The organism is Pseudarthrobacter sp. CC12, assembly GCF_039907755.1.
Lineage (GTDB): Bacteria > Actinomycetota > Actinomycetes > Actinomycetales > Micrococcaceae > Arthrobacter > Arthrobacter niigatensis.
The window spans coordinates 13,360-31,588 of record NZ_JARDJH010000012.1; the positions used below are offsets into that span (position 1 = coordinate 13,360).

19 protein-coding genes are annotated in these 18,229 nt (G+C 67.7%); 7 read left to right on the forward strand and 12 right to left on the reverse strand.

Annotation, left to right across the window (positions count from 1 at the left end; genetic code table 11):
* The first annotated feature begins 92 nt into the window (after positions 1–92).
* From PV772_RS10655 to PV772_RS10670, 4 genes are all read left to right on the forward strand, one after another.
* On the forward strand, positions 93–869 hold the full coding sequence (locus PV772_RS10655; protein WP_347886157.1) for a class I SAM-dependent methyltransferase: 777 nt from the start codon (positions 93–95) through the stop codon (positions 867–869).
* A 370-nt stretch (positions 870–1,239) separates the two neighbouring features.
* Complete coding sequence (locus PV772_RS10660) at positions 1,240–1,692, forward strand: hypothetical protein (protein WP_347886111.1); 453 nt, start codon at positions 1,240–1,242, stop codon at positions 1,690–1,692.
* Positions 1,693–1,711: 19 nt separating this feature from the next.
* Positions 1,712–2,521, forward strand: coding sequence for an SDR family oxidoreductase (locus PV772_RS10665; RefSeq protein ID WP_347886112.1), 810 nt, complete (start codon positions 1,712–1,714; stop codon positions 2,519–2,521).
* Positions 2,522–2,598: 77 nt separating this feature from the next.
* Complete coding sequence (locus tag PV772_RS10670) at positions 2,599–3,723, forward strand: glycerate kinase (RefSeq protein ID WP_347886113.1); 1,125 nt, start codon at positions 2,599–2,601, stop codon at positions 3,721–3,723.
* A 21-nt stretch (positions 3,724–3,744) separates the two neighbouring features.
* Here the strand turns inward: PV772_RS10670 and PV772_RS10675 are convergent, their stop codons facing one another.
* Positions 3,745–4,407 carry a DUF6766 family protein gene (locus PV772_RS10675; protein WP_141158642.1) on the reverse strand — a complete coding sequence of 221 codons (663 nt, stop codon included), beginning with the start codon at positions 4,405–4,407 and terminating at the stop codon, positions 3,745–3,747.
* Between the two features lie 3 nt (positions 4,408–4,410).
* A complete protein-coding gene (locus PV772_RS10680) occupies positions 4,411–4,932 on the reverse strand; it encodes a DUF6328 family protein (RefSeq protein ID WP_141158641.1) in 522 nt (173 codons plus the stop codon).
* 150 nt (positions 4,933–5,082) lie between these two features.
* On the opposite strand from PV772_RS10680, the gene PV772_RS10685 reads away from it, so the two are divergent.
* Both PV772_RS10685 and PV772_RS10690 read left to right on the forward strand, forming a co-directional pair.
* Positions 5,083–5,460, forward strand: coding sequence for a hypothetical protein (locus PV772_RS10685; protein WP_307358602.1), 378 nt, complete (start codon positions 5,083–5,085; stop codon positions 5,458–5,460).
* Between the two features lie 172 nt (positions 5,461–5,632).
* Positions 5,633–6,511 (forward strand): glycosyltransferase family A protein, encoded by an 879-nt coding sequence (locus PV772_RS10690; RefSeq protein ID WP_347886114.1) that lies wholly within the window; start codon positions 5,633–5,635, stop codon positions 6,509–6,511.
* Here PV772_RS10690 and PV772_RS10695 read toward each other — a convergent pair.
* The 10 genes from PV772_RS10695 to PV772_RS10740 all read right to left on the reverse strand — a co-directional run bounded on the left by PV772_RS10695 (position 6,508) and on the right by PV772_RS10740 (position 16,775).
* Positions 6,508–7,419: a biopolymer transporter Tol gene (locus PV772_RS10695; RefSeq protein WP_347886115.1), complete on the reverse strand. Its 912-nt coding sequence runs from the start codon at positions 7,417–7,419 to the stop codon at positions 6,508–6,510. The genes PV772_RS10690 and PV772_RS10695 overlap by 4 nt on opposite strands.
* Positions 7,420–7,423: 4 nt before the next feature.
* Entirely contained in the window at positions 7,424–8,425 is a 1,002-nt protein-coding gene (locus tag PV772_RS10700) for a sugar phosphate isomerase/epimerase (RefSeq protein ID WP_141182967.1), read from the reverse strand.
* 41 nt (positions 8,426–8,466) lie between these two features.
* Positions 8,467–9,633: a Gfo/Idh/MocA family oxidoreductase gene (locus PV772_RS10705; RefSeq protein WP_347886116.1), complete on the reverse strand. Its 1,167-nt coding sequence runs from the start codon at positions 9,631–9,633 to the stop codon at positions 8,467–8,469.
* A gap of 19 nt (positions 9,634–9,652) precedes the next feature.
* Positions 9,653–10,780: a Gfo/Idh/MocA family oxidoreductase gene (locus PV772_RS10710; protein WP_347886117.1), complete on the reverse strand. Its 1,128-nt coding sequence runs from the start codon at positions 10,778–10,780 to the stop codon at positions 9,653–9,655.
* Positions 10,777–11,529, reverse strand: coding sequence for a sugar phosphate isomerase/epimerase (locus tag PV772_RS10715; RefSeq protein WP_141182970.1), 753 nt, complete (start codon positions 11,527–11,529; stop codon positions 10,777–10,779). The genes PV772_RS10710 and PV772_RS10715 overlap by 4 nt, the downstream gene beginning before the upstream one ends.
* Before the next feature lie 41 nt (positions 11,530–11,570).
* Positions 11,571–12,464 (reverse strand): carbohydrate ABC transporter permease, encoded by an 894-nt coding sequence (locus PV772_RS10720; protein WP_018762699.1) that lies wholly within the window; start codon positions 12,462–12,464, stop codon positions 11,571–11,573.
* On the reverse strand, positions 12,464–13,426 hold the full coding sequence (locus PV772_RS10725; RefSeq protein ID WP_141158633.1) for a sugar ABC transporter permease: 963 nt from the start codon (positions 13,424–13,426) through the stop codon (positions 12,464–12,466). Before PV772_RS10725 ends, PV772_RS10720 begins: the two co-directional genes overlap by 1 nt.
* A 9-nt stretch (positions 13,427–13,435) precedes the next feature.
* Positions 13,436–14,764: an extracellular solute-binding protein gene (locus PV772_RS10730; RefSeq protein WP_141182971.1), complete on the reverse strand. Its 1,329-nt coding sequence runs from the start codon at positions 14,762–14,764 to the stop codon at positions 13,436–13,438.
* Positions 14,765–14,877: 113 nt separating this feature from the next.
* Positions 14,878–15,699 carry a hypothetical protein gene (locus PV772_RS10735; RefSeq protein WP_141182972.1) on the reverse strand — a complete coding sequence of 274 codons (822 nt, stop codon included), beginning with the start codon at positions 15,697–15,699 and terminating at the stop codon, positions 14,878–14,880.
* Entirely contained in the window at positions 15,696–16,775 is a 1,080-nt protein-coding gene (locus tag PV772_RS10740) for a Gfo/Idh/MocA family oxidoreductase (protein WP_347886158.1), read from the reverse strand. Before PV772_RS10740 ends, PV772_RS10735 begins: the two co-directional genes overlap by 4 nt.
* Positions 16,776–16,980: 205 nt before the next feature.
* Between PV772_RS10740 and PV772_RS10745 the strand changes: the two genes are divergently transcribed.
* Positions 16,981–18,198 (forward strand): ROK family transcriptional regulator, encoded by a 1,218-nt coding sequence (locus PV772_RS10745; RefSeq protein ID WP_141158630.1) that lies wholly within the window; start codon positions 16,981–16,983, stop codon positions 18,196–18,198.
* The last annotated feature ends 31 nt before the right edge of the window (positions 18,199–18,229 follow it).

Sequence of the window (18,229 nt, forward strand, 5' to 3'; positions counted from 1 at the left end):
CTGAAGCAACGCCGTCTCCCGGGCAGGGAACATATATTTGAGCCGTGTCCTCCCCAACGAAGTCGCCGCGGTCCGTCCTGCAGAAGTACCTGATGATCCCCAAGCTGGTCAGGTTGTCCAGGGGCGCGCCGAAGGACAGGCATAAAGCGTGGGACGCATATTGGGCACGCATCACGGCCACCGGCCCGGGCGGGGAGGTCCTGTGGGATTCGGGGAGCGACCACGAGTTCCTGGGCTACAAGGACAGTCTCCTGCAGTACCTGGACCCCGCCCTTCCCGTTGTGGACACCGGCTGCGGCCATGGCAGCTTCACCCGTGCGCTCGCGGAGGTCTTTCCGCGCGTGGTGGGGGTGGATGTCTCCCCGCATGCCGTCGCCAGGGCCCGGGCGGAGTCCGCCGGACACGGCAACACGGCCTTTGAAGCACGCGACATGACGGCGGAAGGGGCCGGGGCGGCCCTGGCGGAGTCCATCAACGCGGGCGGTGACGGCGCCAACGCCTTCATCCGCGGCGTCCTGCACGTCCTGGCCCCGGCCCATCAGGTGGCCCTCGTCGAGAACCTCCGGCTCCTGGCGGGCCGCCGCGGCACCGTCTTCATGGCGGAGACCAACTTCCAGGGGAACCCGGTGGAGTATGTGTCCCACCTTGGGGCAACCACCCGGGGCATCCCGGCGCCGCTGGAACTGGCCATCCGGGGACTGCCCATGCCAGGGCACTTTGGTCCCGAAGAGCGGGAACGTGCGTTCCCGGCGTCGGCCTGGGAACTCCTGGAAGACGGCCATACGGCGATCGAAACCAACCCCGTGACCGGCGTACCCGGCCAGGACCGGGTGCCGGGGTACTACGCAGTGGTCCGCCCCCGCCGGTAGCCCGGCCACCCACGTCCCCGGGCCGTCGGGCACGGAAATGCCGCAATGCCCGCAGCCGGCACGCAAAGATCCCTCCCCTCCCCTTGACAGGGACGCGAACCGGAGGCTTGCTGGTAAGTAGACTTACTAGTTGTCCGGGGGAAAGGATGGCCACGCCGGCTGGGAGGAATGGGTGGACACCTTCGGCTCCCGGAACTGAATTTCATCAACCAGGAACAGCGCAGCGACGGCGCCCCTTCAACTTCTTCCGGGCTGGAAGACCCCAGCCGGAAAAGCGCCCGAGCCGCAACCGCGCCCCAGCGTTCGGGCGGCGCCGGACACCCCCCCGGCGCCCCGGCCGGCCGCCGGCGCAAGACCCACAGGAACGATCATGAGCAACCTCATCCCATCCGGAGACCTTCGCCGGATGCTGCTGCCTCCCACCTACGGGCGGCACGTCACGTCAGCCACCGAATTCACCGTCCTGTCCGTGGAAGTCTGGGCCTCGGGCCTGGTGGTAAACATCCACCTTCCCTCAGGGGACTCGCCGGAACCCCGGCTGATGCTCCAGGACCACTTCGGTACCAAATACGCGCTGCAGGACTCCGTCACGGTCGGCACGCGCAACCTGCAGGTTTTCGCCCCCTCCGTGCCGCCCGGCACCAGGAGCCTGACCATCAGGGCGGCTGACGACGCCGACAGCCGGCCCGTGGTGACCTTCGCGGTGCCCCTCATGGCCGTGCGGGAAGAACGGCCGGACCTGGCGCCCCCACCCCGGGAGGCCGAAGCCTCCACCGACGGTGACGACGAGTCCTACCAGCCCGACCTCCGCCGCCCTGCCTGACCCACCGAAAGGCCCCGCCATGCCGGATACCAGCAACTTCACACCCACCACCGCAATCGTCACCGCTTCCGACTCTGGCATCGGCAAGGCCACAGCCGTGGCGCTGGCCCGGGACGGGATGGACGTGGGCGTCACCTGGCATACGGACAAGGCGGGTGCCGAGGAAACCGCCGGGGAAATCCGCGGCCTGGGGCGCAAGGCCGTGGTGCGGCAACTGGACACAAGGGAATTCCGTGCCGCGGCGGCCGTCGTTGATGATCTCGCCGGGGAACTGGGGGGCCTGGACGTCTTCGTGAACAACGCGGGCACGGGTGCGAACACCAGGTTCCTGGACATGGGAATCGACGAGTGGATGCGGATCCTGGACACGAACCTCAACGGGGCCTTTGCCTGCCTGCAGTCCGCGGCGCGCCGAATGGTCACGGCGGGAAAGGGAGGGCGGCTGGTGGCCGTGTCCAGCGTCCATGAGTTCCAGCCCCGCGTTGGCTCCTCCGCCTACGACGCGTCCAAGCATGGCCTGGGCGGCCTCATGAAGACCCTGGCCCTGGAGCTGGGGCAGTATGGCATTACTGCCAACACGGTGGCCCCGGGCGAGATCGCCACCCCCATGACGGGGCAGGAGGACCAGGATCCGACGACGACGGAGCGCCCGGGGGTGCCACTCGGCCGGCCGGGCCACGCGAGGGAGATCGCCGACGTCATCGCCTTCCTCGCCTCGCCGGCCTCAAGCTATGTAACGGGTGCTGCCTGGGTGGTCGATGGCGGAATGCTGCAGATGGGTCCGCAGGCGGGTTCGCACCTCAGGGGCAACGAATGGCGTGAGGGGTAGGCGGCCCCGGCACACTGGAAGTCCGCATCCCGGATCAGGCAAGCGCTTTCCCAGCGCTTGCTGGCATGATGGAGCGCATGCGCATTCTCATTGCTCCGGATAAGTTCAAGGGGTCCCTGACGGCAGCCGAGGCGGCCGCATTTATCGCCGAGGGAGCTCTCCGGGTGTACCCGGACGCCGTCGCCACCCAGTTCCCCATTGCCGACGGCGGCGAGGGCACCCTGGAGGCTGCGGTGGCGGCTGGCTACGAGGAGCGGCTGAAGGCCGTGGTGGGCCCCATCCTCGCTCCGCTCGGGGCTGCGTGGGCCATCCATAAGGGCGGTGACGGCACGGTCACCGCCGTGATCGAGACCGCCCAGGCATCCGGCTTGGCAGAGATGGAACCAATCCCGGCGAATGCGTTGCGTGCCCACAGCTACGGTTGCGGACAGCTCATTGCCGCGGCCCTCGACGCCGGTGCCACCGAGATCGTCCTGGGCCTGGGCGGATCCGCCATGACGGACGGCGGCAGCGGCGCCCTCCGCGCCCTGGGCCTGAAACCCCTGGACGCGGCCGGCAATGTGGTGCCCCTGGGCGGCGGTTCGCTGGGCGACGTCGCAACCCTGGACACGACGGGACTGGACCCGCGCCTGACCGCCACCACCTTTCGCATCGCCGTCGACGTCCGCAATCCGCTGTATGGGCCGTCCGGGGCTGCGCACGTCTTCGCCCCGCAAAAGGGTGCGGACCAGGATGCAGTGGAAATGCTCGACGCCGGGCTGCGCAACTGGGCGTCGGTGCTGCGCGAAGCTACGGGCCGGGACGTGAACGTCCCCGGCGCGGGCGCCGCCGGCGGCTTCCCGGCGTCGTTCCTTGCCTTCACTGATGCCTCGCTGGAAGGCGGTTTTGCGCTGGTGGCCGGGCTGACCGGCCTGGCCGGCCAGTTGGACCAGGCGGACCTGGTGATTACCGGCGAGGGGTCCATGGACTCCCAGTCCCTGACCGGCAAGGCGCCGATCGCGCTCGCGGACGCGGCCCGGGAGCGTGGCATTCCCGTCATTGTGGTGGCCGGCAGGATCCTGGTGACGTTCGAGGACCTGGCCGGGCACGGAGTGGTCGCCGCGGCGCAGCTGCTGGACGTGGCATCCAGCCCCGAAGACGCCGTGGCAAACGCCGGCAAGTACCTGGCCTGGGCAACAAGCCAGGTGCTCGAGGGCGCCTGACCGGCGGCATGGAGGGGCGCCTCAGGCGCCGGTTTCAGAATTTGGTTCGGCAACCGGCTTTGATTCCGGGGACCCTCTTTCCCGGAGGTACACCGACGCCCCCACCAGGACCCCGACGGCCAGGAACTCGCTTTGCCAGTTCTGGAAGGATTCGAACCAGAACCGGCTGGTTCCCAGATACTGCAGGAAGGTGATGGCGGGCTGGCCGTGGCTTTGCTGGTCCTGGTTGTACTCGTCCACGCCGCCGCCGGCGTGCAGGAGGAATGAGGCAAGGAACAGAACGAAAAACAGGATCGACAAGGAGTGCTCATACAGCTTGAGCACCACCCCGCCGCGCCGGATCGGCCACGGCGTGGCACTGCTGATCTGCGCGTCCCGCGGGTCCTGGTCCTGCGGTGCCCGCTTGCCCATGGGCTTGGACTCGGATGAGCCCTTCTGGAACAGGAACACCGTGAGGACCACGTACATGCCCATCTGCAGGAACTCCGATTCCCAGTTCTCGAAGGTGGCCTCGACGAACGCGCCCGTGCCCAGGAACTGGAGCACGGACACGGCGGGCTCGCCGTGGGCCTGCTGGTCTTCGCTGTAGGACGCCGCGCCGGAGAGGACCATTCCCACGAAAAACACGAGGAACAGGCCAAGGTTGGCCATCAGCAGTCCATGCTCTTTAGCCCACTTGCGCATTCATCACTCCTTGCTTCCTGCCGGCGGAAGGATCCTCCCGGTGGCCCGCTTGTTCAGGCGAAGGGGAACGAACACCAGCATCACTACCATGACGCCCAGCAGTGCACCGCCGGCCGTGACGCCGGCAGACCTTCCTGCCGCGACATCGAAGACCAGGGCGGCGGTTCCGGCGCTCAACAGGGCAATGCCGCCGAGTGCGATCTTGGTGATGGTGTCGGCGCTGGAAACCAGCGTCTCCTTGAGCCGCTTCCGGAAGAGCCGCCGGTGCACGCTGACCGGGAGGAGGATGAAGGCCGTGGTCAGGGCGGCAATCACCACGTTGGCGAGGTAGAGGCCAACCTCCCAGTCGTCCAGCTTTTCGAACCGCTGCTGGAATGGCAGTGTCAGCAGGAAGCCGGCAAGGATCTGCACGCCGGTCTGGAGTACGCGCAACTCCTGGAGGAGTTCGGCCCAGTTGCGGTCCAGCTGCTCCTCGCGGGTCTCGTTCCGGCCCGTGCGGCCGGTGTAGTCCTCAACATCGGACATCGGCGCTCCTTCCTCTGCGGCGGGGACCCACGTCTTCTTTCTACTCCTCCCGTACCCAGAAAGGCGGCTGCCCGTTGCGCCTGTGCCCACATTTGATAAGTTTACTGATTATTACCCGTGCACCATCGGCAACGCACAACAGGAGGAAGCATGACGCAGGAAAACCAGCAGGCTGAACCCGAGTCGGCCCCGGGCGGCTACGGCACCCCCACCGCCGAGCAGGAAGCGGCGGGCACTCAGGGCGGCCAGCAGTCCAGCAGCGGCGCCAGGCAGTCCGGCGGTGCTTCGCCGGCGGGCGCGGACACCAACGAACCGCAGTCCGGGACGGGCCAGGACCCGGTCCCGCACGACATGGACCTCCCGTCCAGTGCCGCGGAGATCGATGAGTCCAACGACGATTCCCAGGGGTCGGCGCCGAACTCCTCGGAGTCCGGCCAGGAAGCCACGGGCATCCCGGACGGCAGCGGCAACGACCTTCCGCAAGAAGAATCGCCCAATGACGACGACGAAAGCTTCGACGCCGGATAAGCCAGCTTTCCACGCAGGCCCCGGTTCCTGCTGCCCCGCCGGCAGCCGTAACCGGGGCCTTTCCGTGCCCGCATACATCGGGTCCGGCTGGGTACGGAACACGCGAAACCACGCCGGCAGGAGCGGGGGGCGCCCCGTGCCGGACCCGATATCGATGCCAGGAAGGTGGACCGTGGGCAGGAGATCTTCAGGGCAGTGGGCGCGGCCCACGGACCAGCGGGATGGGGCGGCAGTGGATGTCCTGGTGCCTACCTGCAACCGGCCGGCCGAGCTCGCCGTCACCCTCGCCGGACTTGCCGGCCAGGAGGACCCGGCGTTCGCCGTCGTGGTGAGCGACCAGTCAGCGGGCCAACCCGCCTGGGAACACCCGGCCGCCGCAGCCATGGTGCGGGTACTCGAGGCGCAGGGCCGCCCCGTCACGCTGCTGCGCCACCTTCCGCGGCGTGGGCTCGCCGAACACCGGCAGTACCTGCTGGAGCAGTCCACCGCCGGCCAGTGCCTGTTCCTGGACGACGACGTCTGGCTTGAACCCGGCGCACTGGACGTGCTGAGCCGGGCCCTGGAAGAGCTTGGCTGCGGTTTCGTGGGCATGGCGCCGCAGGGTCTATCCTTCCTGGCTGACCGCAGGCCCGATCAGACGGCACCCTTCGAGGCATGGGACGGGCCGGTGACTCCCGAACGGATCCGCCCGGAAGGTCCGGGGTTCGATCGCTGGCCGCTGCACAACGCGGCGAACCTCAGCCACCTCGGCGCTGACCTTTCCCTGGAACCGGGCGAGTGGGTGCCGTACCACGTGGCGTGGCTGGGTGGCTGCGTGCTCTACCGCAGGCAGTTGCTGGTCGACGCCGGTGGGTTCCGTTTTTGGAGCAGCCTTCCGGCCGGGCACGCCGGGGAGGACGTGGTGGCGCAATGGCAGGTGATGGAGCGGTATGGCGGCGCGGGCATCCTGCCCTCCGGGGCAGTGCATCTGGAATCGCCTACGACGGTAACGGACCGCCGGGTGGAAGCGTACGACGTTGTCCTGGACCGCGGGTCCGCCCAGGCGCCTTAGTGGCCCGGGTGGCGGCGGGCTTCAGGCTCCGCTGCCGGCTGCTCCCGACCCGGGTATGCCACGCAGGCGAAGCGGTCGGAGGCAGGCGACCAGCTGTTGACGTTGAGGGTGCCCTGGCCGCCGGAGACCGGCCAGGTCTGCAGCGGGGTGGCCCAGTCGTCCGTGGCGACAAGGACGACGTCGACCGGCAGGTCCGCGGGGTGGCCTTGCGTTCCGGCGGGAAAGCGAACGTAGCTGGCCAGGCTGCCGTCCGGGGAGAGATGCGGGAACCAGTCCACCGTGCCGCTCGCCAGGAGCTGTTCGAATTGGCTGCCGTCCGGTCGGACGCGGGCCAGCTGGGCGTGGCCGGGAACGGTGCTGAAGGATTCCGTGTTCAGGTACAGCCATTTCCCGTCGGGCGAGTACTCGGGACCGTCGCAGTGGCCCGGCCCGACGTCGACGGCGGCAGCCGCACCGCCGTCGGACGGCATGGTCACCAGCCGGCCGGCCCGGGTAAAGTCTCCCGCCTCGATTCCGACATAAGCGAGCTCACTGCCGTCCGGGCTGACGCCGTGCAGGAAGTGGAAGGACCCGTCGTCGCTGGTCACCCTGGTGGCCGGTCCGCCCGCAAGGGGCGCCCGGTAGATGTGCCCGTCATCCGCGGACACGTAGATTGTTTTCCCGTCCGGGGCCAGGACGTGGTCGTTGTTCAGGGCAGGAACGCCGGTCACCGGGACCTCGGCGAGGGACCCGTCCGCCAGGCCCAGGCGCCACAGTTTGCCGTCCCCGTTGAGGATCAGCGATGATCCGTCGAGGGACCAGTTGGGCGCCTCGAGAAGCATATTCCCCGTGGAGTATGCAAGGTCCAATGCTCCCGTGGCGGAGGCGATCCACACCTCGCACTGCTGCCCCGGCCACAGCCCGCGCACCGGGTCAGTCCTTGCTGCTGAAGGCCGCGTCGAAGCTGGTCTGGGAGGCCGGGAAGTCGTACTTCTTCAGGGCGGCGAGGGCTTCGGGGGCGCCGTGGAGGCGGTCCATCCCGGCGTCTTCCCATTCGATGCTGATGGGGCCGTCGTAGCCGATGGCGGCCAGCGCCCGGAAGGAGGCTTCCCAGGGGACGTCGCCGCGTCCGGCGGAGACGAAGTCCCAGCCGCGGCGCGGGTCGCCCCAGGGCAGGTGGGAGCCAAGGACGGTGTTGCGGCCGGTCTGGCGGATCTTGGTGTCCTTGCAGTCCACGTGGTAGATCCGGTCTTTGAAGTCCCAGATGAAGGAGACGGGGTCGATGCCCTGCCACATCATGTGCGAGGGGTCCCAGTTCAGGCCGAATGCTTCGCGGTGGCCGATCGCCTCGAGGGTGCGGACGGTGGTCCAGTAGTCGTAGGCGATCTCGGAGGGGTGGACTTCGTGGGCGAACCGGACGCCTTGTTCGTCGAAGACGTCCAGGATGGGGTTCCAGCGGTCCGCGAAGTCCTGGTAGCCGGCGTCGATGACTTTTTCCGGGACGGGCGGGAACATGGCGACGTACTGCCAGATGGCGGAGCCGGTGAACCCGACTACGGTGTCCACGCCGAGTGCTTTGGCGAGCCGGGCGGTGTGTTTCATTTCCTCGGCGGCGCGTTGGCGGACGCCTTCGGGGTCGCCGTCGCCCCAGACTTTGGATCCGACGATGGCCTGGTGGCGGAAGTCGATGGGGTCATCGCAGACGGCCTGGCCTTTGAGGTGGTTGGAGATGGCCCAGACCTTGAGGTTGTACTTGTCAAGGATTTCCAGCTTGGAGTCCACGTAGCCGGGTTCATCCCAGCGCCAGGCGTCCAGGTGGTCTCCGGAGACGGCGATTTCCAGGCCGTCGTAGCCCCAGCCGGAAGCCAGTTTCGCGACTTCTTCGAAGGGCAGGTCGGCCCACTGGCCGGTAAACAGGGTGAACGGGCGGGACATGGATCTCCTTGGCTGGTGGCTGGCTGGCGCGCGGTGGCGCCCTAGCGGCGGACTACGGTGAGCGTGCTCTTGTTGGCTGCGGATTCCTCCACGGCACTGAGGATGTGCTGGACGTTGAGGCCTTCCTCGAACGACGGCGACGGCTGGGTTCCGTCCCGGACCGCCAGCAGGAAGTCGCGGACCTGGTGGGTGAAGGTGTGTTCCCAGCCGATGATGTGGCCCTGGGGCCACCAGGCTTCGATGTACGGGTGCTCGGGTTCGTTGACCAGGATGCGGCGGAAGCCCTGCTCACGGACGGGGAGGGTGGCGTCCAGGAAGCCCAGTTCGTTGAGGTTTTCGAGGTCGAACAGCAGGCTGCCTTTGTCGCCGTAGACCTCGATCTGGAGGCTGTTCTTCCGTCCTGTGGCCACCCGGGAAACCTCGACAGAGGCGATGGCCCCCGAGGCGAGGGACAGCGTGGCCCAGGCGGCGTCGTCGACCGTGACGTCCTCCAGGCCGTTCTCGCCGGGGCGGCGGTCCACGAAGGTGTTGAGCCGGCCGGTGACCTCGTTGACCTCGCCGCCCAGGAGGAACAGAACCTGGTCGATGGCGTGGGAGGCGATGTCCCCGAGCGCGCCTGACCCGGCGGTTTCCTTCCGCAGCCGCCACGTCATGGGCGCCTGGGCATCGGCGAGCCAGTCCTGCAGGTACGCCGCGCGGACGTGCCGGACCGTGCCCAGCCGGCCTTCCGCGATCAGCTCCCTGGCCAGGGCCAGCGCCGGGACCCGGCGGTAGTTAAAGCCGATCATCGACTGCACGCCCCTGGCCCGGGCCTTGGCCGCCGCGGCGGTCATGAGTTCGGCCTCGGCCAGGGTGTTGGCCAGGGGCTTTTCCACCAGGACGTGCTTGCCCGCCGCCAGGGCGGCGACCGCGATTTCCGCGTGCATCCAGCCGGGGGCGCAGATGTCTACGATGTCGATGTCGTCCCGTTCGATCACGGTGCGCCAGTCCGTTGCCGATTCGGCCCACCCGTACCTGGCAGCGGCCTCGGCCACGGCGTCCGCGTCCCGGCCCACGAGGACCTTCTGCTCGAAGGCCGGGACGTCGAAGAAGCTGGCCACATTCCGCCACGCGTTGGAATGCGCCTTGCCCATGAAGGCGTAACCGATCGCGGCCACCCCCAGGGGACGGGAGGGCGTGGAATCGGAAGGGTATGCGGGTGTGCTCATGATGCGTTCCTGCTGCCTGTCAGAGGGTGGCGGTTTCCGGAGCCCAGTCCTCCGGGATGGCGGAGGATGCCGGGGCGGAGCTTTCGACGTCGATGAACGTGCCGGAGTCGATGGACTCACTGATGGAAACCATGGTGTCCAGCACGTGGTACGCCAGGTCGCCGGTGGCGCGGTGCGGGACGCCGGCGCGGATGGACCGTGCCATGTCCAGGACGCCCATGCCGCGGCCGTTGGCGGGCCCGGTGGCCGGAACGGTGGTCCAGTCCTCGTCGCCGGCACGCCAGAGCTTGATGTCGCCGGTGAAGTAGTTGGGATCCGGCAGCGACAGGGTCGCTTCGGTGCCCGTGATCTCCACGAAGCCCATCCGGGTCCGGGGGGACTCGAAGGAGAAGACGCTGTGCGAGGAGGCGCCGGACTCGAACTGCGCCATGGCCGAGACGTGGGTGGGCACCTCGACCGTGAATTCCTCGCCCGCCTTGGGGCCGGAACCGATCACGCGGACATCCTTGGCCTTGGACCCGACGGCGGCCACCTTGCGGATGGAGCCGAAGGCCTGGACCAGGTTGGTGAGGTAGTACGGGCCCATGTCGAACAGCGGGCCGGCGCCGTGCTGGAAGAGGAAGGCCGGGTTGGGGTGCCAGGACTCCGGGCCGGGGGTCTGGAAGGTGGTCATCGCCGTCAGCGGGGTGCCGATGTCGCCGCGCTGGATCAGGCGCAGGGCGGTCTGGATGCCGGCGCCGAGGAAGGTGTCCGGGGCACAGCCCAGGCGGATACCGGCGGTGTCCGCCGTCTTGAGCAGGCCGAGCCCGGACTCGCGGTCCAGGGAGAAGGGCTTCTCGGTCCAGACGTGCTTTCCTGCGTTGACGGCGGCGGTGGCCACCTCCACGTGTGCTGCCGGGATGGTGAGGTTGACGATGATTTCGACGTCGGGATGGTTCAGGGCCTTCTCCACCCCGCCCCACTCGGGGACGCCGTACTCCTTGGCCCGCGCCTCGGCGGCTTCCTCGAAGAGGTCTGCGATGACGTGGACCTTCAGGTCCGGGAACGCCGTGAGGTTGTCCAGGTACTGCTTGCTGATCACGCCGGCGCCGATCACGCCGACGCCCACCGGGCCCTTGCGGGGAGATTTTGCTGCGGGGGTGCTCATGCGTTGGCCCCCTCGGCTGCGGTGTTGCTGTTCAGGAAAGCAAGGCTCTGGGCGATGCCATCGAAGATGTCACCGGCGTAGTCGTCGAATTCCACGACTCCCACTTCCAGCGACGTGGCCGCGGCGATCACGTCCATGACCGGCACTTTGCCCTGGCCTGCCGGCTGCTGGGCCTTGTTGTCCCTGGTGAGGGGGCCGTCCTTGATGTGGATGAACTTCACCCGGTCACCCAACTTTGCCAGGATGTCCACCGGGTCCTGGCCGCCAACGGCTACCCAGTACGTGTCCACTTCGAGGACGAGTTCCGGGTCCAGCAGGGATTCGAAGTATTCCAGCGCGGTGCGGCCGTCTATGATGGACTCCAGCTCCCAGGCGTGGTTGTGGTAGCCCACCCGGATGCCGTACCCGGCCCCCTTCCTGGCAGCCTGGTTGAGCTTTTCGGCGGTGGCTTGGATGTCTTCGGCCTTCTGCCAGTGCTCGGCGGGCAGGAACGGGTCAATGACCGTGCTGATGCCCAGTTCCTTGGCCGCGGTGAAGATCTCGTCCTGGTCCTGGCTCATCAGCGGGGCGTGGCCGGACGGCGCGGTGAGGCCGTTCTCTTTCAGGGCTGCGCCGAGTTCCTTGGCCGTGGCCACGAAGTTGTAGGGCTCAACCTGGGTGTAGCCAATATCGGCAACCTTCTTGATCGTGCCGGGCAGGTCCTCGGAGATGGCGTTGCGGAGCGTATAAAGCTGCAGTGAGTAGGACATGGGTTTCCTTAGCGGTTTTGTAGAGGTCGTTGGGGTTGGGGTCAGCGGCCCGCGAGGGAGCCGCCGATGCCACCGACGCTGAAGTATTTGTTCAGGGCGGCGAACACGATGACGGGCGGGAGCATCATGACCACGGCCAAGGCCATGACTGACGTCCAGTCTGTCGCGTTTTGCTGGAAGAACGACTGCACGCCCATGGGAAGGGTGAAGATTTCGTTGGAGCGGAGGAAGACGATGGCCACGAGGTAGTCGTTCCAGGCCAGGAGGAAGGCGAAGATGGCGGTGGAGAGGACGCCGGGGAGGGAGTTCCGGAGGACCACTTTGGTGAAGGATCCGAAGACGGAGCAACCGTCGATCCAGGACGCTTCCTCGAGGCTGATGGGGATGGAGTCGAAGTACGCGGCCATCATCCAGGTGGCCACCGTCATGGTGGAACCGACGTAGATGATGGTCAGGCCCAGGAGGTTGTCCACCAGGCCCATCCCGGCGAACAGGATGAACAGCGGCACCACCGAGGTGATGATGGGCAGTGACTGCATGACGAACAGGAGCAGGGAGTAGCCGGAGACGGCCTTGGACCGGCCGCGGGAGAGGACGTAGCCGGCGGGTGCGGCCACCGCCACCGACACCACCACGGTGGAGAGGGTGGTGACCAGGCTGTTCTTCAGCCACGTGGCGGCAAGGGTCTTGGAGAAGACGTTGCTGAGGTTCTCGAAGGTCAGGCCGGTGGCGGTGCTGTTGGGGCCAGGGGTGAAGGCGAGCACGATGGTGACCATGATGGGCACCAGCACGATCGCGGTGATGATGAGGATGGCGATGAACCGCCACCAGCGGCCGCGTTGGCCGGCTTCGGAGAGTACCCGGCGGGTGTTGCCTGCCTGGCCGACGCCGAGGGCCGGGCCGGACTGGGGATGGGCGTGGACTGCTGCGCTCATTATTCGACACTCGACTTTCGGATCTGGCGGTACAGGATGACCGAGATGACCACCAGGGTCATGGTCATGAGGAAGGCGATGGCCACGCCGGGGCCGGTGGCGAAGTCCTGGAACACGGTGCGGTAGGCCAGGACCACCAGGGAGGTGGTGGCGTTGACCGGGCCGCCGCCGGTGAGCAGGTAGATGGTGGGGAAGTCGTTGACGCAGAAGATGGTCATCAGGATCCAGCTGATGTAGGTGGAGCGGGCGATCAGCGGCAGGGTGATCTGGGTGAATTGCTGCCAGCGGCTGGCGCCGTCCATGCTGGCGGCCTCGTAGACGGTGGTGTCCACGGACGCCAGGGCGGCCGAGATCATCATCATCATGAACGGGAAGCTGACCCAGACTTTGAAGACCATCACGGTGATGGAGGCCAGGGTGGGGTCGGCCAGGAAGAGCGGGGTGCCCAGGCCGAGGTTCCGGAACAGCGACGGGATCAGGCTGTCCGGGGTGGCCACCAGCCAGTTCCAGGCGGTGGAGGACACCACGATCGGCACCACCCAGGGCAGGAGCAGCAGGACCTTGAACGTATTGCCGGCGGGGATCTTGGTGCGCAGGAGCAGGGCGAGGCCCAGGCCCACGAGCCAGGATCCGAACACGCCGACGATGGTGAACCAGAGGGTGAACTGGGCGGCTTTCCAGAACGCCGGCGAGGTCAGGACGGTGGTGAAGTTCTGGACGCCGACGAAGTTGCCGGTCTGGAGCAGGTCGCCGTCGTGCGTCGCCTGGACCGCGGCATAGATCAGCGGGTAGCCGTGGATCAGGACAAGGAGGACCACGGAGGGGAGCAGGAGCCAGAAGAAGGTCCTGGTGGCCTGGGCCGAGAGTTTGCTCTTGCGTTTGCCGGGGGCGGCCCCGGACCCGCCGGGGGCAAGCCCGCGGCGGGCCCGGGCGAGGCCGGATTGTGCAGTGGTGGAGGACATGACGGGCGCTTACTTCTTCAGGACGGACTCGAGGCCGGACTGGAAGGTCTGCAGGGCGGTCTTGGCGTCGGCCTTGCCGGTGATGATGGTCTGGCTGAACTGGTTCAGGGCCTGGCCGCCGTCGAGTGCGGCGAGGTTGGCGTTGAGCCTGCTGCCCTGGGCGGCGAAGGTCTTGGCGATGGGCTGCCAGTCCTTGACGATCTTGACGTTGTTGGGGTCGTTGGCGAATTCCGGAATCTCGGTGATGGACTTGAAGACCGGGAGGGCGGACATCAGCTTCTTCTGCCACAGCTGCTTGAGCTGGCCCAGGTAGTACACCAGGAACTCCTCCGAGGCGTCCTGCGACGGTGTGTTGGTGTACATCATGATGTTGTTCGGGAAGACGATGGTGGCCTTGTCGCCGTGCGGGCCCTTGATGGGGTCAGCCACCAGCAGGTCGCCGGAGGTGTCGCCCACGCGCTGCGGGACGTTCACCTGGAACAGGCCGTAGCCGGCCTTGCCGTCCTTCCACTGGGCGGACATGTTGTCCGTGGTGTAGCTGACCGCGGCCGGGTCGACGATGCCATTGGAGACGAGCTCCAGGACGAATTCCATGGCCTCGACGTTGCGGTCATTCATCAGGTCCAGCTCGCCGTCCTTGTTCCAGACGCCGCCGCCGTTGTTGACCATCATCATGATCATGGAGTGGTTGGCATAGTTGTTGCCCGCGCCTGCGCCGGTGGTGAAGCCGAACGCGCCCACCTTCTTTAGGGCCTTGCCCGCTTCCAGCAGCGACGGCCAGTCGGTGGGGAGCGCAACATTGGCTTTCTCGAACAGGGACTTGCGGTACCAGAAGACGCGCATGTCCAGCTGCCACGGGACCGCCACGTAGCCCTTGTCCGACTTGAAGGGGTCCAGCACGCCGGGCAGGAAGTCATCGAACTGGCCGTTGGCCTTCAGCTTCTCGATCACCTTGTCCGCGTAGGCGATCTGGCCCTGCTGCTCGAACTGGAATGCCTGGAAGCCGCCGCCTGTGGACACAGCCGGGCCCGTCTTGGAGGCAATCGCGGAGGAGAAGGTCTGGTAGAAGTTGTTCCACTGGATGATCTGGTAGCTCGCCTTGGCGCCATTGGCACCGGAGAAACCTTCCGCGATGCCCTTGGCGGCATCGTTGTAGGCCGGTGTTGCCCAGGGCATGTCCCAGAACTTCACGGTGCCGCCGGCCCCGCCCCCGCCGCCTCCCTGCGATGCCGAGCCGCCGCCGCAGGCAGCGAGCAGGGGTACGGAGGCTGCGGCAGCCGTCAGGCCCAGGAAGCCGCGCCGTGAGAAGGAGCGGCGCTGTTCGGGAGTTGCGTTCATGATGTGTGTCCTTTCGGGACCGTCTTGCGCTGTGCGCCGTTGGTGCGGTCCTGCTCATCGTTGAGAGTGGAGGTGGGACTGGACTGCTGTTCGGTTGCGTATCGGTGGGCTGGTTACGTGGCAGCGAGGGTTGCGTAGAGGTCGGTCAGCCGGGCGAACCCGGGCAGGTCGGCCGGGAGGGTGCCGGCGCTGAGATGGGTCTTCAGCCGCCGCCACGCCGCACGGTGGGCGGATTCGTACAGGGTTGGAAGCAAAAGTTCGCCGTGGGCCCCGGTGGCCCTGACTTCGGCGGGCCACGCGGCGTCCGGTTCCGGCACCCGGACGGCCACCCCGCCGTCGGCCGTGTAGAGGTGGATGTCGACGCCGGCCGGGCGGGCGCCGGTGAGTACGCCCTGCGCGGTGAACGGTGCGCCGTTGGCCAGGCGTGCGCTGACCGTGTAGCCGCTGGCATCGCTGCGGAGGACTTCGGCGCCGTACAGCGGTCCGCTGACGGCCAGCACGGCGGCAAAGTGCCGCGCCAGGAGGCGCTGGATGTCCGTGCCCGGAGCCGCCGTCGCCACGCTGTCCATCAGGGACGCCGTGCCCAGGCCGCCGCGTACGGCATCACGGGCGTCGGGATTGCCGCTTTCGTTGATCAGCGCAGGGTTGGAGGCCCAGTGGAGATCGAGGACGACGGCGGCACCGGCGGCCCGGGCGGCGTCCGCCAGCTGCGTGGTTCCCTCCGGGACGGGATCCACCACAAGGATGCCGCGCGACCCGGACCTGATGGCCCGGACGGCCTCGGTGGTCCAGCCCGCTTCGCCGGCGATTACTGCAACGTCAGCCGCGCGGTCCTGCGCCGCGGGGCCGAAGGTTGCCGGCAGGGACGCAACCGCCGAAGCTACTGCCCCTGCTTCCCCGGCCCGGGGCGTTGCTGCCACTGTGTAGGCGCTCATGCGTTGGCTCCTGCCTTGTCGGCGGCCGCTTGTCCCGCGGCAACGTTCTGCACGGTGGCCTCGGAGATGGCAAGCGCAAACGTGAGGTCATCGATCAAAGTTTGGGCGGAGGGGGCCTGGCGGGTTCCGCGGGCCAGTTCGGCAAGGCGGCGCCACTCGCCTTCGTAGCCGTTGTGGCCGTAGGGGCCGTAGCTGGTGGCCTGGCCGTCGCGGGAGAAGGTGGCCACAGCGGACCCGGCCTGGACGTAGGACGGCGTGAAGTCGATGTGGAGCGCAGAGTCGTCGGCGATGGCCTCGAAGGTCCACTCCGGCTTCCAGGTGCTGTTCATGACTGCGCGCAGTTCAATCACGCGGGTGGGGGTCCGGAGCGAAACCGCGTAGCCGGAGGGCCGCACGTGCCGCGCCTGGAGCACCTCGATGTCGCCGAAGTCCGGGGTGAACCGGCGCACCAGGGGGAGGTCGTGGATGGCCAGGCCCATGATCCCGCCCTGCATCAAGGCCTTGATGACCCCGATGTCCGAGTAATCGGGGTTGCCCGCGGCGGGGCGGGTGATGATTTCGGTGGCAAAGTCTTCGAAGCGGGCATTCGGCGGCAGGACGATCGAGGAGCGAAGGGTGTGGACGCGCTCCGGGAGGTCACCCCAGTTCTGTTCCGCCGCCAGCCAGCCGGGATCGAAGGTGTGCATGGCTCCCACCACGATCGGCACGCCCGTCGCGGCGCTGGCGTCCGCGATCCTGGCTGCCTCCTCGCCGTTCATGGCGAAGGGCTTCTCGCAGAGGACCGCCTTCTTGCCGGCGCGGCACGCCGCGATGACCTGGTCCGCGTGGAACTGGTGGGGGCTGCAGATGGCGACGATGTCCACGCCGGGGTCGCCCAGCAGTTCGTCCATGCCGGAGCTGGAGACCGCACCGACGCGCGCTGCCACCGAGGAGGCAACCGCAGGGTCCACGTCCATGATGTGCCGTACTTCCAGGATGTCCTGGAGCCGGGCCAGCGCCGGAAGGTGGATGGCCTGGGTGACCGGCCCGGCGCCGAGGATGCCGACGCCCAGGGGCCGTTCTGCTGGCGCTTCGATGTGGGACAAGTTCTATTACCTCTTTGTAAGGCGGACTCTGGAGTACCGGAGGGATCGGCGCGGCGGATGGTTGCCATCGAAACCGCGAATGTGCCCTGAATCACAACGTAGATGTACTTTTGACGCGCGTCAAGCAAAAGTTGTTTGTTTCGCGTCATTCTTCTGCTGTGGTGACAGCACTAAGTAACAGTGTTATGACTTAGACATGACTTCAACGACGGGCAGGCAGGCCGGAAAAGACTCCGACGTCGGCAGCCTGTCGCGTGCCGGGGACCTGTTCCAACTGCTCCGCGACGGCAGGGCCCGCACCCGCGCCGAGCTTGCCCTGAGCACAGGGCTGGCCCGCTCCACGGTGGCCTCCCGGATCGATGCGCTTATGCTGTCCGGCCTGGTTGGCCCGGCAGGGGAAGCCCTCTCCAGCGGCGGCAGGCCGCCGTCGCGCTTTGCCTTCAACCCGTCTGCCCGCCTGGTGCTGGCCGTGGACGTGGGCGCTACGCACGTCATCGTTGCCCTGACGGATCTTGGCGGAAACATCCTGGCCGAACACCGGCTGGCGCAGCAGGTGGCCGACGGGCCGGAAGCCGTGCTGGACCAGGTGGTGGCGCAGGGCAAGGAGCTGCTGGCGTCCACCGGACGGACCGTTTCGGAACTGGCCGGGATCGGCATCGGGCTGCCCGGGCCGGTGGAACATGACACCGGCAAGCCCGTCAAGCCGCCCATCATGCCGGGCTGGGACGGGTTCGACGTGGTCAGCTACGTCCAGCAGTCCCTGCCCGTCCACGTTCTGGTGGACAACGACGTGAACATCATGGCGCTCGGGGAGCAGTCCGCGCACTGGCCCGAACACAGCAACTTCTTCTTCGTGAAGGTTGCCACCGGCATCGGTTCCGGCATTATCAGCAACGGCCAACTCCAGCGCGGGGCCAATGGCACGGCGGGGGACCTTGGCCACGTCCAGGTGGGACGGGGCGCGGATGTCCTCTGCGCCTGTGGAAACTATGGGTGCCTGGAGGCGCTGGCGTCCGGTCCCGCCGTCGTGCGTTCCCTGAAGGAGCAGGGACTGGACGTGGCCAGGGGCGCGGACGTGCTCCGGCTCGCCGCAGACGGCAACCTGCAGGCCATCCAGGCCCTGCGCCAGGCCGGCCGGGACATCGGCGAGGTACTGGCCACGGTGGTCAACCTGCTCAATCCGTCCGTCATCGTGGTGGGCGGCAGCGTGGGCGAAACAGGAGAGCACCTGGTGGCCGGCATCCGCGAGGTGGTGTACCGGCGCTCGCCGCCACTGGCCACCTCCCACCTGCGCATCAATGTCTCCCGCGCCGGAAGCCAGGCCGCCGTGCTCGGGGCAAGCCAGCTGGTCACCCAGTACGTGCTCTCGCCTGCCATCATTGAAGCCACGCTGTCAGGCGCCATCGCCGGGTAGCGCCGGGTAGCGCCGGGGCGGTGCCCGGCGC